The 14,310-nt window shown below is 61.1% G+C and carries 13 protein-coding genes; 3 read left to right on the forward strand and 10 right to left on the reverse strand.

Annotated elements, in window-relative coordinates; translation table 11 throughout:
* Positions 1 to 7 precede the first annotated feature (7 nt).
* The 5 genes from SCL_RS14540 to leuC form a co-directional block, all read right to left on the reverse strand.
* The gene (locus SCL_RS14540; RefSeq protein ID WP_096360958.1) at positions 8 to 2,860 is read right to left on the reverse strand and encodes a motility hub landmark protein FimV; all 2,853 of its coding nucleotides are present in this window, start codon (positions 2,858 to 2,860) and stop codon (positions 8 to 10) included.
* A gap of 342 nt (positions 2,861 to 3,202) precedes the next feature.
* Positions 3,203 to 4,318, reverse strand: coding sequence for an aspartate-semialdehyde dehydrogenase (gene asd / locus SCL_RS09305; protein WP_096360959.1), 1,116 nt, complete (start codon positions 4,316 to 4,318; stop codon positions 3,203 to 3,205).
* A 25-nt stretch (positions 4,319 to 4,343) separates the two neighbouring features.
* The gene (gene leuB / locus SCL_RS09310) at positions 4,344 to 5,417 is read right to left on the reverse strand and encodes a 3-isopropylmalate dehydrogenase (RefSeq protein WP_096360960.1); all 1,074 of its coding nucleotides are present in this window, start codon (positions 5,415 to 5,417) and stop codon (positions 4,344 to 4,346) included.
* A gap of 10 nt (positions 5,418 to 5,427) precedes the next feature.
* Positions 5,428 to 6,069 carry a 3-isopropylmalate dehydratase small subunit gene (gene leuD / locus SCL_RS09315; RefSeq protein WP_096360961.1) on the reverse strand — a complete coding sequence of 214 codons (642 nt, stop codon included), beginning with the start codon at positions 6,067 to 6,069 and terminating at the stop codon, positions 5,428 to 5,430.
* Entirely contained in the window at positions 6,069 to 7,475 is a 1,407-nt protein-coding gene (leuC, locus tag SCL_RS09320) for a 3-isopropylmalate dehydratase large subunit (RefSeq protein ID WP_172426006.1), read from the reverse strand. The genes leuD and leuC overlap by 1 nt, the downstream gene beginning before the upstream one ends.
* 94 nt (positions 7,476 to 7,569) lie before the next feature.
* Between leuC and SCL_RS09325 the strand changes: the two genes are divergently transcribed.
* Together SCL_RS09325 and SCL_RS09330 are read left to right on the forward strand one after the other, a co-directional pair.
* Positions 7,570 to 8,445 (forward strand): LysR family transcriptional regulator, encoded by an 876-nt coding sequence (locus SCL_RS09325; protein WP_096360963.1) that lies wholly within the window; start codon positions 7,570 to 7,572, stop codon positions 8,443 to 8,445.
* Positions 8,442 to 8,861: a hypothetical protein gene (locus tag SCL_RS09330; protein WP_096360964.1), complete on the forward strand. Its 420-nt coding sequence runs from the start codon at positions 8,442 to 8,444 to the stop codon at positions 8,859 to 8,861. Before SCL_RS09325 ends, SCL_RS09330 begins: the two co-directional genes overlap by 4 nt.
* A gap of 121 nt (positions 8,862 to 8,982) precedes the next feature.
* On the opposite strand, the gene SCL_RS09335 is transcribed toward SCL_RS09330, so the two are convergent.
* The 5 genes from SCL_RS09335 to SCL_RS09355 form a co-directional block, all read right to left on the reverse strand.
* Positions 8,983 to 10,116, reverse strand: a complete 1,134-nt coding sequence (locus tag SCL_RS09335) for an MFS transporter (RefSeq protein WP_096360965.1) — start codon at positions 10,114 to 10,116, stop codon at positions 8,983 to 8,985.
* A 94-nt stretch (positions 10,117 to 10,210) separates the two neighbouring features.
* A complete protein-coding gene (locus SCL_RS14100) occupies positions 10,211 to 10,912 on the reverse strand; it encodes a hypothetical protein (RefSeq protein WP_148665061.1) in 702 nt (233 codons plus the stop codon).
* 105 nt (positions 10,913 to 11,017) lie between these two features.
* Positions 11,018 to 12,115, reverse strand: a complete 1,098-nt coding sequence (aroC, locus tag SCL_RS09345; RefSeq protein WP_096360967.1) for a chorismate synthase — start codon at positions 12,113 to 12,115, stop codon at positions 11,018 to 11,020.
* A gap of 39 nt (positions 12,116 to 12,154) precedes the next feature.
* Complete coding sequence (locus SCL_RS09350) at positions 12,155 to 12,469, reverse strand: hypothetical protein (RefSeq protein ID WP_096360968.1); 315 nt, start codon at positions 12,467 to 12,469, stop codon at positions 12,155 to 12,157.
* A 5-nt stretch (positions 12,470 to 12,474) separates the two neighbouring features.
* Positions 12,475 to 13,272: a MipA/OmpV family protein gene (locus SCL_RS09355; RefSeq protein WP_172426007.1), complete on the reverse strand. Its 798-nt coding sequence runs from the start codon at positions 13,270 to 13,272 to the stop codon at positions 12,475 to 12,477.
* Positions 13,273 to 13,336: 64 nt separating this feature from the next.
* Between SCL_RS09355 and SCL_RS09360 the strand changes: the two genes are divergently transcribed.
* Positions 13,337 to 14,296 (forward strand): TraB/GumN family protein, encoded by a 960-nt coding sequence (locus SCL_RS09360; RefSeq protein WP_096360969.1) that lies wholly within the window; start codon positions 13,337 to 13,339, stop codon positions 14,294 to 14,296.
* Positions 14,297 to 14,310 lie beyond the last annotated feature (14 nt).

The following is a 14,310-nucleotide window of genomic DNA, read 5'->3' on the forward strand; positions in this document are numbered from 1 at the left end:
TTACGGCTTACGCGATCTGGGACGAAAGTTCCTGCGCCTGCTTCTTCTGCGCCTCGCTGCCTTCCGCCATCACTTCCTGCAGAATGCTGCGCGCGCCTTCGGCGTCGCCCATGTCGATGTAGGCCTTGGCCAGGTCGAGCTTGGTCGCCGCTTCATCCCACTGCGCCGAGCCCTCGCCATTGCCCGCCGGAGCGGCGGCTGCTTCCAGATCCATCTCGGCTCCCGCGGCAGGCGCCGCCGGTTCCCATTTGATTTCATTTCCAGCGGGCGCGCCCGGCGCTTCTCCGCCGCCGACATCGAAATCAAGCCCGCTGTCCGCCGCACCGCCCAGTTCGAGCGATTCAAGACTGGTCTCTTCCTTGGCCCTGGACGGAGTCTCCGGCATCATCACCGAGAAGTCATCGCCGCCGGCAGCTGTTTTGTTCGACTCCGGTGCAGGTGACTCGATATCAAAATCGAAGTCACCGGCCAGTTCCGTTTTTGCCGTTTCGGTGGAAGCGGCCGGAAAATTAACGCCGGATGGTGCGGTGGCTGCCGGCTTGGTGACAGCCTCGGGCCTGGCCGGAGCCGCGCCCGCCGGAGCTTTGCCCGGAGCGCCGCCACGGAACATCGGGTTGCCCGGATTGAGCTTGCGCCCCATCTCTTCCACTTTGTCCCAGACTTTGCCACCACGCCCGCCTTGTGCGGCGTAGAGTTCCTCGGCGAGCGTTTCGAACGCGGAAACGTCATTGCGCTGGTGATAAATCTCGAGCAGCTTGAGCTTGATCTCCTGGCGGTCCGGGTTCTTGACCATGGCCTCCTTGAGAATCTCCTCGGCCGTTTCGTCGCGTCCGTAGGCCAGGTAAACCTCGGCCTCGGCAATCGGATCGACCTCGTCGGTGTGGATGTTGCCCATGCCGCCCTGGCTGAAATCGCTGAGGAACGAGGTATCGCCACCGGTGGTCGCGGCCGCCGACTGCTGGCCAACGACAGTGCCGGTGGTCGCCGGCGATTCGGTGCTGATGGCGTCGGCCGAGAGAATGCTTTCCTCGAATTCCGCGATGGACTTCTGGCGCCGGCGGAAATAGACCAGCGCGATGCCGCCGCTGAGCAGCACCACGATGCCGATCACGACTGGCACCAGCAGATCGCTCTGCACCGCCTCCAGCACCGTGGCGAGGAAGTCCTTCTCCGGCGGCGGTGCGGGCGGCGCCGGCGTCTTTTTAGGCGCCACGCGCGCGGGCTTGGCCGGCGGCAGCGGCTCGGCCTTGGCCTGAGCCTGCGGCGCAGGTGCCGTAACAGGTTCCGCGGGCTTGGGGGCCGGTTCCGCGGGCTTGGCGGCGGGTTCGACCGGTTTGGCTTCGGCCGGCTTTGGCTGTTGCGCCAGGCTCTGGCTTTCCAGATCGATCAGGCGCGATTCCTTGCTGAGTTGCGAGCGCACCACGCCGACCTTCTCGCTCAGCTCCTTGTTTTCAAGGCGTTTGGATTCAAGGGATTCCTCCAGCGTGGCGGCACGGTCCGCCAGCGCCTGCTGCTCACGCGTGGCCGTTTCCTGGGCGGATTCCTTCTCGGCTACCTTCTGGTCCGGCGTGCTCTTTTCCCGCTGCAGCGTGCTGCGCACGATCTTGAGCAGTTCTTCCTGCCGGTTCTTGTCCACCACGGCCGGAGCCGGTTTCGCCGGCTTGGCCACTTCCTTTGCCGGCACGGGTGCGGGTGCCGGAACGGGCGCTTCCAACGCAGCTTCTGTCGGTTCCGGAACCTTAACGGCACCACTGGCGCTCGCCAGTTTCAGTTTGTATTCCTGCCAGGCGCTGTATTGCGCGCGGAATTCCCGGCGCGCCTCGGAGGTCGTGGTCGCTTCCACTGCCTCGCGTTCGGGCATCTTGAGAATCTTGCCCGCCTTCAGGTTGTTGACGTTGTTGCCGAAAAAAGCGTCCTGGTTGGTGCGGTAGATCGCGAGGATCATCTGCTCGATGCTCACGTCACGATTATCCGCGCGTGCCTGCTCGGCGATGCGCCACAGCGTGTCGCCACGCTGCACGTTGTACTCCGCCATCTGCGCCTGTGCTGGCACGGCTTCCGGCGCTGCCGGCGGCGGCGCTTCCGGTGCGGGTTCTGCAGTCGGTGCCGCTTCCAGTGGTTCAACTTTTGGCGCGCCGGGTTCTTCCGGCGGCACGCCCTGAGCCATCTCAGGCGGTCCCAGCTTCTGCTCTGCCGGCACCGTCTCCGGTGGCGGAACTTGCTGCGCAACTTCTTCCTTGGGAGGTGCTGCTTCGGCTTTGGGTTCTTCGGGTGCTTTCTGTGTTTCCGGGGCGGCGGCGACGGGCGGAATTTCTTCCTTCATCATGTCCATCGGCGGCGCTTCCGCCACCGGTGCGGGTGGCGCCGGCTGCGTCTCGGGCATTGGTGCCGGCGCCGGCGGAGTCACCACGGGTGTTTCGACGGGCGCGGCCTTGCCGGCGATTTTATAAGGCGGGTCGATCAGCGCGGTGTACTCGCGCACCAGACGACCTCCCGGCCATTCGACTTGCAGCAAAAAATGCAGGAAAGGTTCGTCAATCTGCTGATCGGTGCGAAGCTGGAGGAAATGACGGCCATCGGGTCTCTGGTCGACCACGAATTTGACTTGCGACAGAAACGGGAGCCGCTCGACACCGGCGGCTTCGAAATCGGCGCGCGAGGCCAGTGCCACGCTGAGCCCCTTCAGTTCCTTGTCGTTGACGGAAGTGAATTCAATCTCGGCATTGAGCGGTTCGTTCAGAGCGGAGAGAACTTTCAGTTTGCCCAATGCCAGCGCATGACCAACGGCCGGGAACAGCGCCATGATGCCGACCAGCATCCATCGTGAGAACAGCGCTATTCCCCTCCTGTTCCGAAACATCCTGTACACCCCTCTTGTAGTCAACGGGTTTCCTTGTCCAAAGGCCTTATAAGACCGGGAGTTAGGTCAATAAATAGCAATACTTTTTACAAACCTCAACTAACTATAGCGTACAGATGTATTTTTACCAGACATCTGGCGGCCGGCAAACTGCCGTACACCCCTGAATTTGGCTGGAAAATGAGGCTACCCACCCGTTTGGCGGCCACGCGTATGCGAAGTCAGGTTTCGGCCGGTTTTCTGCGCGTGGTCCGCTTTCTTTTTTTATAGTCGCGCTGCCGGCCGACGGCAAATGTGCCGCCAGGCCCGCATTTCAAGCGGTAAAACCGGGAATTTCTGGAGTTACCGGCTCTCCAGCAGGATGCGCAGCATGCGCCGCAGCGGCTCGGCCGCGCCCCACAGGAGCTGGTCGCCGACCGTGAAGGCGCCCAGGTAATCCATGCCCATGTTCAGCTTGCGCAGGCGACCCACCGGCACCGTCAGCGTGCCCGTCACCGCCGCCGGGGTGAGCTCGCGCATGCTCTTGTCGCGGTCGTTCGGCACCACCTTCACCCACGCGTTGTGCGCGGCCAGCATGGCATTGATCTCGTCCATCGGCACGTCGCGCTTGAGCTTGATGGTGAACGCCTGGCTGTGGCAGCGCATGGCGCCGACGCGCACGCAGATGCCGTCGATCGGGATTGGCTGCCCGGAACGACCGAGGATCTTGTTGGTCTCGGCCTGGCCCTTCCATTCCTCTTTCGATTGTCCGCTGTCGAGTTGCTTATCTATATAAGGAATGATCGAGCCGGCGAGAGGAACGCCGAAGAATTCCTTCGGGTACTTGTCACCGCGGATATGATCGGCAACCGCACGGTCGATATCCAGAATCGCCGACGCCGGGTCGTCGAGTTTATCCTTCACGGCCGCATGGATGCTGCCCATCTGTTTCACCAGCTCGCGCATGTTGTTGGCGCCGGCACCGGAGGCGGCCTGGTAGGTCATGGAGGTCATCCACTCGATGAGTCCGGCCTTGAACAACCCGCCGAGCGCCATGAGCATGAGCGACACCGTGCAGTTGCCGCCGATGTAATTCAACACGTCGTTTTTGAGTCCGGCCTTGATGACATCCAAGTTGACCGGATCGAGGATGATGATCGCATCCTTGTCCATGCGCAGGCTCGAAGCCGCGTCGATCCAGTAACCCTTCCAGCCGGCGGCGCGCAGTTTGGGAAATATCTCGGAGGTGTACTCGCCGCCCTGACAGGTGATGATGACGTCCATCGCCTTCAGTTCATTGATGCTCTTCGCGTCCTTGAGCGGCGGCACGTCCTTGCCGATCGCGGGGCCCTTGCCGCCGACGTTCGACGTGGTGAAGAACACCGGCTCGATGAGATCGAAATCCTTCTCCGCCTGCATGCGGCCCATGAGCACCGAACCCACCATGCCGCGCCAACCTACCAGACCTACCCGCTTCATCGTCATATCCTCGTCAAATTATTCGTTAAAGCGCCGCCGCCACGGCGTCGCCCATTTCTTTCGTTCCGGCTTTCTGCGTGCCTACGGTGTGAATGTCGCCCGTACGCAAGCCCTGGTCGAGTACTTTAGACACCGCTTGTTCGATCTTGTCAGCGAGCCTGGGCTCGTTGAGCGTGTAGCGCAGCATCATCGCGGCTGAAAGTATGGTCGCGAGCGGATTGGCCACGCCCTTCCCCGCGATGTCCGGGGCCGAGCCGTGGATCGGCTCGTACATGCCCTTGTTGGCGCTGTCCAGCGAGGCCGACGGCAGCATGCCGATGGAACCCGTGAGCATGGCCGCCTCGTCCGACAGGATATCGCCGAAGATATTGCCGGTCACAATGACGTCGAACTGCTTGGGCGCGCGCACCAGCTGCATCGCGGCGTTGTCCACGTACATGTGCGAAAGCTCGATATCCGGATAATCCTTCGCCACCCGCAGCACCACCTCGCGCCACAAGCCGGAGGTCTCCAACACGTTGGCCTTCTCCACCGAGCAGAGCTTCTTGTGGCGCTTGCGCGCGGCCTCGAACGCCACCCGCGCTACGCGCTCCACCTCGTGCTCGGAGTACACCATGGTGTTGAATCCCTGGCGCTCGCCGTTGGCCAGCGTACGTACCCCGCGCGGCTCGCCGAAATAAATGTCGCCAGTCAGCTCGCGCACGATCAGCAGGTCGAGCCCCGCAACGACCTCGGGCTTCAGTGTCGAGGCCGAGGCCAGCTGCGGATAGAGTATCGCCGGACGCAGGTTGGCGAACAGTTTCAACTCCGCGCGCAGGCCCAGCAGGGCCTTTTCCGGGCGCAACTCGCGCGGCAGCGTATCCCACTGAGTGCCGCCCACGGCGCCGAGCAGCACGGCATCCGCCTGTTTTGCCAGTTTCAGCGTGGCATCCGGCAGCGGATGCTTGTGCATGTCATAGGCGGTGCCGCCCACCGGGGCGGTCTCCATTTCGATCTTGAGGCCGAAACCCCGGCGCAGGCGCTCCAACACCTTGACCGCTTCGGCTACTACTTCCGGCCCAATCCCGTCGCCGGGCAATACCGCAATCTTCTTGGTCATCGTATGTTTCCTATTTGGCGAAAAGCCACGGCGCTTCCTGCCGGCGCCGCGCTTCGTAAGCCCTGATCTCGTCCACATGCTGCAGGGTGAGACCGATGTCATCGAGCCCGTTCAGCAGGCAGTGCTTGCGGAAGGCATCGATATCAAATTTGAACTGCTTGCCCGAGGGTGTTGCGACGGTCTGCGCGGCAAGATTGACGGTCAGACGATAACCCGGCGTGGCTTCAGTCTCGCGGAACAGCTGGTCCACGACAGCACGATCGAGCACGATCGGCAACAATCCGTTCTTGAAACTGTTGTTGTAAAAAATATCGGCGTAGCTCGGCGCGATGATGGCACGGAAGCCGTAGTCCATCAGCGCCCACGGTGCGTGCTCGCGCGAGGAACCGCAGCCGAAGTTGTCACGCGCCAGCAAAACCTGCGCGCCTTGGTAGCGCGACTGGTTCAATACGAAGTCCGGATTGAGGCGGCGCTTGCCGTGGTCCATGCCCGGCTCGCCCGGATCGAGGTAACGCCAGTCGTCGAACAGGGTCGGTCCGAAGCCGGTGCGCTTGATCGATTTCAGGTATTGCTTCGGGATGATCGCGTCCGTGTCCACGTTGGCGCGGTCGAGCGGCATCGCGAGACCATTGAGTTTTTCAAACTTTTGCATCAGTGAAATTCTCGTACGTCCACAAAATGCCCGGCGATCGCCGCGGCCGCGGCCATGGCGGGGCTGACCAGATGCGTGCGCCCGCCGGCGCCCTGGCGGCCTTCAAAATTGCGGTTCGAGGTCGAAGCGCAGCGCTCGCCCGGTTCGAGCCGGTCGGCGTTCATGGCGAGGCACATGGAACAGCCCGGCTCGCGCCACTCGAATCCTGCATCGCGGAAAATTTTATCCAGGCCTTCCTTCTCGGCCTGCGTCTTCACCAGGCCTGAGCCCGGCACCACCATCGCGAGCTTGATGTTGTGCGCCACTTTCTTTCCTTTCACCACATTTGCCGCAGCGCGCAAATCCTCGATGCGCGAGTTGGTGCACGAACCGATGAAAATCTTGTCGAGCGTAATGGCGTGCATCGGCGTGCCCGGCTGGAGACCCATGTACTTGAGCGCCTGTTGCATGCTGCCACGCTTGACGGTGTCGGACTCTTTCTCCGGATCGGGCACGGCGCCGTCCACCGGCACCACCATCTCGGGCGAGGTGCCCCAGGTCACCTGTGGCTTGATGTCGGCGGCATTGAGCACGACTTCCTTATCGAACTTCGCGTCCGGATCGCTGTGCAGTTCACGCCAAGCTTTCGCTGCCTGTTCCCACATCGCACCCTTGGGCGCGTAGGGCCGGCCGCGGAAATATTCGACGGTCTTGTCATCCACCGCGATCATTCCGGCGCGCGCACCAGCCTCGATGGCCATGTTGCACACCGTCATGCGGCCCTCGACCGAAAGCTGTCCGATGGCTTCACCGGCGAATTCGATGGCGTGGCCGGTGCCGCCGGCGGTGCCGATCCTGCCGATGATCGCGAGCACGATGTCCTTGGCGGTGATGCCGGGCGGAAGCTTGCCCTCGACCCGTACGCGCATGTTTTTCGCCTTCTTCAAAATCAGGCATTGCGTGGCGAGCACATGCTCCACCTCGGAGGTGCCGATGCCGAAGGCAAGCGCGCCGAAGGCGCCGTGGGTCGAGGTGTGTGAATCGCCGCACACCACGGTCATGCCCGGCAGGGTCGCGCCCTGCTCCGGACCGATCACATGCACGATCCCCTGGCGGGCGTCGTGCATGCCGAATTCGGTGATGCCGTAATCGTGGCAGTTCTGGTCAAGGGTCTCGACTTGCAGGCGCGACACCGGGTCGGCGATGCCACTGGCGCGGTCCGTGGTCGGGACGTTGTGATCCGCGGTGGCGAGATTGGCATCGATGCGCCAGACCTTGCGTGAGGCCAGGCGAAGGCCCTCAAACGCCTGCGGACTGGTCACTTCGTGAACCAGGTGGCGATCGATATAGATGAGCGCGGTGCCGTCATCGTTATGACGCACCACATGCGCATCCCAAAGCTTGTCGTAGAGAGTCTTTCCGGCCATGGCAGCCAACAAGGGTGAAGAATTGGGCAAATTCTAGGCGCGGGGAACTAATAACACAAATTCATGTTTATCATGTAATATATTCTATTAAGTTATGGATATATCCGCCTTGCAAGCCTTCCTAGCCGTGGCCGAATCCGGGTCGTTTTCCCGCGCGGCTGAACGCATTTACCTGACCCAGCCCGCCATCAGCAAGCGCATTGCCGCGCTGGAAAAGGAGATCGGGGCACGCCTGTTCGACCGCATCGGCCGCGGCATTCACCTGACCCCTGCCGGGGAAGCGCTGCTGGGCCGGGCCCGCAACGTGCTGAAGGAGCTGGAGGACGTCAAACGCGGCATTACCAATCTTTCCGGCAACATTTCCGGCGAACTCCTGCTGGCCACCAGCCACCATATCGGCCTGCACCGGCTACCGGGGCTGCTCAAGCGTTTTCACGAAACCTATACGCAGGTGCACCTGAATCTGCAGTTCATGGACTCGGAAAAGGCCTGCCAGGGTGTAGCCCGCGGCGATCTGGAGCTGGCCGTGGTCACCCTGCCGCCCGAAACCGCCGCGCCCCTGAAAACCGAGAAAATCTGGGACGATCCGCTGGATATCGTGGTCAGCCCCGGGCATCCGTTGGCGCGGGAATTGCACGTTACTTTGAACAGATTGCTGGATTACCCGGCCATTCTGCCGGGTCCCGGGACTTATACCCGGGAGATCATCCTGAATGCCTTCGGCCGCCTGCGCGACCGGATTCAGGTCGGGATGGCCACCAATTATCTGGAAGTGCTGAAAATGCTGGCGACGATCGGTCTCGGGTGGAGTGCGCTTCCACGGACTATGATTGATGCAGGGCTGAACGTGGTCCGGATTGAAAAGGTGGAGATACGGCGTGAACTGGGCATTGTTACCCATGAGAAACGCACTCTCTCCAACGCCGGTCAGGCGATGATACGAATAATTCGGGAAAACAAAACAAAATGAATTTTAAAGAGTTGCTGGAACAGCTGGAAGAACACCTGGGCTTTCACCAGTTCCCGGTGAATCCGGCCGCGACCAACATCAAGGACGTGTTCGAGGGCACCCCGCTGCACCACGACCTGATGACGCGCCTGGTGCGCGCGATTTATGTCTCAAATGCCTGCCGCGTCCTGACCGATCCGGTGAAGCTGGACAAAACCTTTCAGGCGCTCACGCCGATCCGCCAGGAGATCCTGCGCGCCGCGCGCACCGACGTGGACCTCTACCGCGTGCTCGACGAGCTCGGCGCCGCGCTGAATCAGATCTTCGCCGAGAGCATGGTAGCGAAGAAAATGGCCGGGCCCGTGGTACGACGCACCGCCGAAATCATCCCGCTCTCCGCCTACCGCCACCTGCGCAAGCTCAAGACCTCGGCTTAGAAATCTCCAATTCCGTTCGTACTGAGCTTGTCGAAGTACGAACGGACTCACAACAAATTTTCAACTTTTTCATGTAGGTTGGGGTGAGCGAAGCGAACCCCAACCTACATGATTGCGATATTCACGCCTTCGGTTTGATAAACAACCACGCAACCAGAAACGCCGCGCCCGCGGCTCCAGCCGCGATGTTGAAACTCACCGTCGGGCCCAGCGTGGCCCAGGCGTGACCGCTGTACAAGCTCCCCACCGCCCCGCCGATCCCGAAGCTGAGACTGCCATAAATCGCCTGACCGCGATGCTGATGTCTGCCCGTGAAAAACCGGTGTACCAGCTGCATGGCCGTGGCGTGAAAACTGCCGAACGTGGCCGCGTGCAGCGCCTGCGCCAGCGCCAGCACTAGAATATTCTCCGGATAATGGCCGATGAGCAGCCAGCGTATTGCCGCGAGCAGGAAACTGGCAACCAGCACCGCGCGCAGCGATACGCGCGTCAACAGGCGCTGCATCAGCAGGAACACGCCGATCTCGCACACCACGGCGAAGGCCCACAACATCCCGATCACGGTCTTGGAGTAGCCGTAGCCTTCGAGATAAATGGAATAAAAGGTGTAGTACGGCCCGTGACTGATCTGCATCAGCAAACAGGCCAGCAGGAACGCGAACACCTCGGGTCGCAGTAATGCCTCGCGAAACCGCCCGGCGTGCTCCACCGCGCCTTTCATTTCCGACTCCGGCAGCGTCAGGCTGAACAGCCAGATGCCGAACATCAGCGACAACAGTGACGGCAACACCCACCACGGGCCGTGGACGTCGATCACCGGACCCAGCAGCAGCACCGACACGATGAAGCCGATCGAACCCCACAGGCGCACGCGCCCGTAGGCGCCCGGCTGCGTTGCCGTATGCCGCATGACGAATACTTCGAGCAGCGGCAGCGAGGCGTGCCAGAAAAAACTGAACAGCAGCATGACCGCGGCCAGCCACCAGAACGACGCGCCGAAAAAGACGCCGCCGAAGGCCACGACCGTAAGCAGCGACGCCAGCCGCACCACCGCCATGCGCTGCTCGCGATGATCCGCGATCCAGCCCCACACCACCGGCGCCACGATGCGCGAGAACATGAGAATGGCGACGAGGTTGCCGATGTCCACCGGCGCGAAACCGGCGGACTGGAGATACAGGCTCCAGTACGGCACCAGCACGCCGAGCGTGGCAAAATAGAAAAAATAAAAACCGGAGAGGCGCCAGTAAGGCATGGAATTACGATCCAAGGTCAGAGCACTTGAAATCGAAAGGCAATTTTACTTCTTAACTACTCTGATGCCTTGATCACAATACATAGTTTGGATGTCAATGTTTTATTGGGGCTCCAGGAATAAAAAAAGGCGCCAAATTAAAATAGACGCTGCTAGCTCCTCCGATGTCTTCTTTCCTTAGCCCCAGATCCACGCCCCGGTAAATATCAGCCATGGCGAGCTTCGGATACAACCGGTGCAACACTTTGATATCTTCATCAAATGCGTCAGCAAAGTCGACTTTGGTTGCAGTAACGGTAGCCGCAAGCTTATTGGTTACAGTAAAAATGAATGAGCCGATATACGTCGCTTTTCCGGGCTCAATTTTGAACTTAATGCTAAAAGGGGTTGTTTGGCTGAGATGTGCCACTCCACTTTGAACAGCCCAACCATATATTTCGTAATTACCTGGAATTAACTCAGTAACTTGTAATTTACCCCCTACATCAGGAAAGTCATAGCGTGTGGAGAATAAGGAAACAGCATTACTTGAGCCTGCTTCAAAGTAGCCTTTCTCATTATTGTTCAATCCCTTGAAATAAACTCTATAGCCAGAGACAGGGCCAAGATATTTTACAGATCCGATTAGCAGGCCGGATTTCGAATCCGGTGACAAAGAAAAATCTTTCGAAACATCTGAAGTAGCGCAACCCACCAAGATCAAACATATAGCTGCGACCAGCATAATATTTGATTTCATGAAAGCTGTGGTGATGGTTGAATGTGTAGCGGCTGCCCAACGAGCGCGAAATTTCATGGTATTTTTTTCCTAAAGCCAATGGGGCCAAGCACAATTTAATTTCCCGATTTGCCATCAGCTGCGTCAAGAAATATTCTTCGAGCAGCCCATAATTAACCAGCGTCAGACGCTACCAGGGATCACCGGCACGGGGCTTTTGACGTCGGCGTTCTGCGCGCGGTGGCGCAGCGCGTGGTCCATCAGCACGATCGCCAGCATGGCCTCGGCGATCGGCGTGGCGCGGATGCCGACGCAGGGATCGTGGCGCCCGGTGGTAGCGACCTCGACGGCCTCACCTTTCACGTTCACGGTGCGGCCGGGCTGCGGGATACTGGAGGTCGGCTTGAGGGCGATACTGACCGTGATGTCCTGACCGGTGGAGATGCCGCCGAGCGTGCCGCCGGCGTTGTTGGACAGAAAACCCTTGGGCGTGATCTCGTCGCGGTGCTCGGTGCCCTTCTGCGCTACCGACCGGAAGCCGGCGCCGATCTCGACGCCCTTCACGGCATTGATGTTCATCATGGCGTAGGCGATGTCGGCATCGAGGCGGTCGAACACCGGCTCACCCAGCCCCACTGGCACATTCGAGGCGACGACGTTCACGCGCGCGCCAATTGAGTCGCGAGCGGCGCGGATGTCGTCCATGTATTTTTCCAACTCCGCAATCCTGGCGGCATCCGGGGAGAAGAAGTCGTTGTTCTCGACCTCGTTCCAGTCCTTCAGCTCCAGCACGATCGGCCCGAGCTGCGCGAGGTAGCCGCGGATCACGGTGCCGTATTTTTCCTTGAGCCACTTCTTGGCGATGGCCCCGGCGGCCACGCGCATCGCCGTCTCGCGCGCCGACGAGCGCCCGCCGCCGCGATAGTCGCGCAGGCCGTATTTCTGCTGGTAGGTGTAGTCGGCATGGCCCGGCCGGAAGCGGTCCAGGATCTTGGAATAATCCTGCGAGCGCTGGTCGGTGTTCTGGATCAGCAGGCCGATGGGCGTGCCGGTGGTCTTACCCTCGAACACGCCCGAGAGAATTTTCACTTCGTCGGATTCGCGCCGCTGGGTGGTGTGGCGCGACTTGCCGGGCTTGCGCCGATCAAGGTCGGGCTGGATGTCGGCCTCGCTGAGCGTCATGCCCGGCGGGCAACCATCAATAATCGCGACATAGGCCGCCCCGTGGGATTCACCCGCGGTGGTGACGGTGAAGAGCTTGCCGATGGAATTTCCGGACATAGTGCGATGTTACCGGCAAATAAGCGAAGTCACAAACCGTCAACCCGGCAGGCCTTGCTTGTTCACGGCGTTGAGCGTCGCGAACAGATTATAGATTGGCAGTCGCTCCTTCCACTTGTTCACCAGCGGCATGAACGGCAGGTCGCGGTCTCCGCCGAAGGCGTGCCGGCCCTGCATGACCTCGGCGTGCAGCTGCTTGAGATCGCCCGTCAACTGCTCGTACACCGGCAACAGATCGGAGAACACGGAATCCTCGGGATCGCCCTCGTCCTGCGCGCACATCAGCACCTCTTCCATCTCGAAGATCAGCTGGTCCACCAGGTCCAGGAATTCGTCGCGCGTTTTCGGTGTCATGACTGTTACGGTTTCTTCGCCTCCGCCAGTACCCAGGCAATGCCCACCCCGGCCATGAAAGAGGATTTTTTCTTCACCAGCGGGCTGTCCTCGAAGGCCGCGCCGGAAAGGCGATCATAACGCGCGAACGCCCCGACCCAGAAATCCGGGAAGCGCCGGCTGGCGGTGAAGGTCAGGCGGCTGCCGCTGTAACCGCCCGGCGCGTCGTAGGCCGGGCGCACGGCGGTGGCGAAAGCCGGCGCGACTTCATAATAGTAATCGTGATACTGCTCCGAGGCGTACAGCGGGCCGACCGCGATGCCGCCACCCCAGCCATTGTTGTTACGCAGGCGGTAATTGAGGCTGGGCGCGAACACCCAGCCGATGCCTTCTGCATGCGTGAGATCGGTCGCGATGACCGTACGCAGGGGCAGCTCCAGCTGCCACGCACGGTCGTCCGTCAGATAAATCTCCAGTGAGGGGCCTACCTCCACGGTCGGGTCGATGTCCGGCATGTCGCGTCGGGCCGCGTTGTCATCGCTGCGGGCCGGCGGGCCGGCCGCGGCGCTCAGCTCCAGCCGGACGCGCTCCGAGCTGAACAGCTTGCCGTGCGCGCCCTCGCGGTCGATCTGAAAAATCTCGCCCCGGTACTGCACGTAGGGCAGGGGCAGAAGATAACCGCTCTGTTCATCCGAGCCCCGGTAGTCGGGGATGCTCAAACCGGCCAGGCCCAGCCCCAGCTCCCAACGCGGCAAGTCGGCGGCACGCGCGGCGGACACGAGCAGGCAAGCCGCCATGAATGAAGGAATAAGTATTTGGCGCATCGGCATTCCTAATATATTCTTGGGTACATGGTAATCGGGCCCTCTTCCTGAAGCCATCCGCTCCATGCGACGACATTTCGCCATCCGCCCGGCGTCATTCATGACGGGTTTCTATTCCTTTATAAGACTTCTCCTTGCCGTCCTTTTTGTCCTGCCGCTCTGGACCGGCGCGGTGGCGGCCACCGCCACCGCGAAAAACAGCGTCAGCGCCGCCGGGCCGGCGGTACGCAACACCAAGGGTCTGCTGTGGAAAATCGAATCCCCGGGCGCCGCGGCCAATTATCTGTTCGGCACCATCCACTCCGATGACCCGCGCATTACCGCACTCCCCGACGCCGTCACCCGCACGCTGGACGCCTCCACTCGCTTCGTCATGGAAGCGATCATCGACGGCGAAAGCCTGATGCGCATGGCCGAGGTCATGTTCTTCAACGATGAGCGCACCCTGGAGCAGGTCGTCGGCCGGAAACTCTACGCGGAATCGGTAAAGGCATTGAGCGCGCGTGGCATGCCGACACTGGGTGTCGAGAAACAAAAACCCTGGGCGGTAATGATGGCGCTGTCCATGCCGCCGCCCCGGACCGGCGAATTCCTCGATCTCGTGTTGCAGGCGCGCGCCGCGCAACAGAACAAACCCGTGTCCGGGCTGGAAACCGTCGCCGAGCAGCTGGCGATATTCGACGAGCTGCCCCTGCGCGACCAGGTGGCGCTGCTGGAAGACACCGTGCGCCTGCAGCCGGAGCTCGACCGGGAATTCGAGGCGCTGCACAAGGCCTGGCTCGCGCGTGACCTGGCCGCGATCATCGCGATCAGCGAAAAGCACAAGCCGACCGATGAACGCCTGTACCAAGAGGGCATGGACCGGTTGATCGTCCAGCGCAACCGGCGCATGGCTGAGCGCATGACGCCGATGCTCAAACAGGGCGGCGCCTTCATCGCCGTGGGGGCGGCGCATCTGCCGGGTGAAACCGGCCTGTTGCAGCTGATCGAGAAGGCCGGGTATCGTGTCACCGCGATCTATTAATACTGAAGAATAAA

The organism is Sulfuricaulis limicola (assembly GCF_002355735.1).
Classification (GTDB): Bacteria; Pseudomonadota; Gammaproteobacteria; order Acidiferrobacterales; family Sulfurifustaceae; genus Sulfuricaulis; species Sulfuricaulis limicola.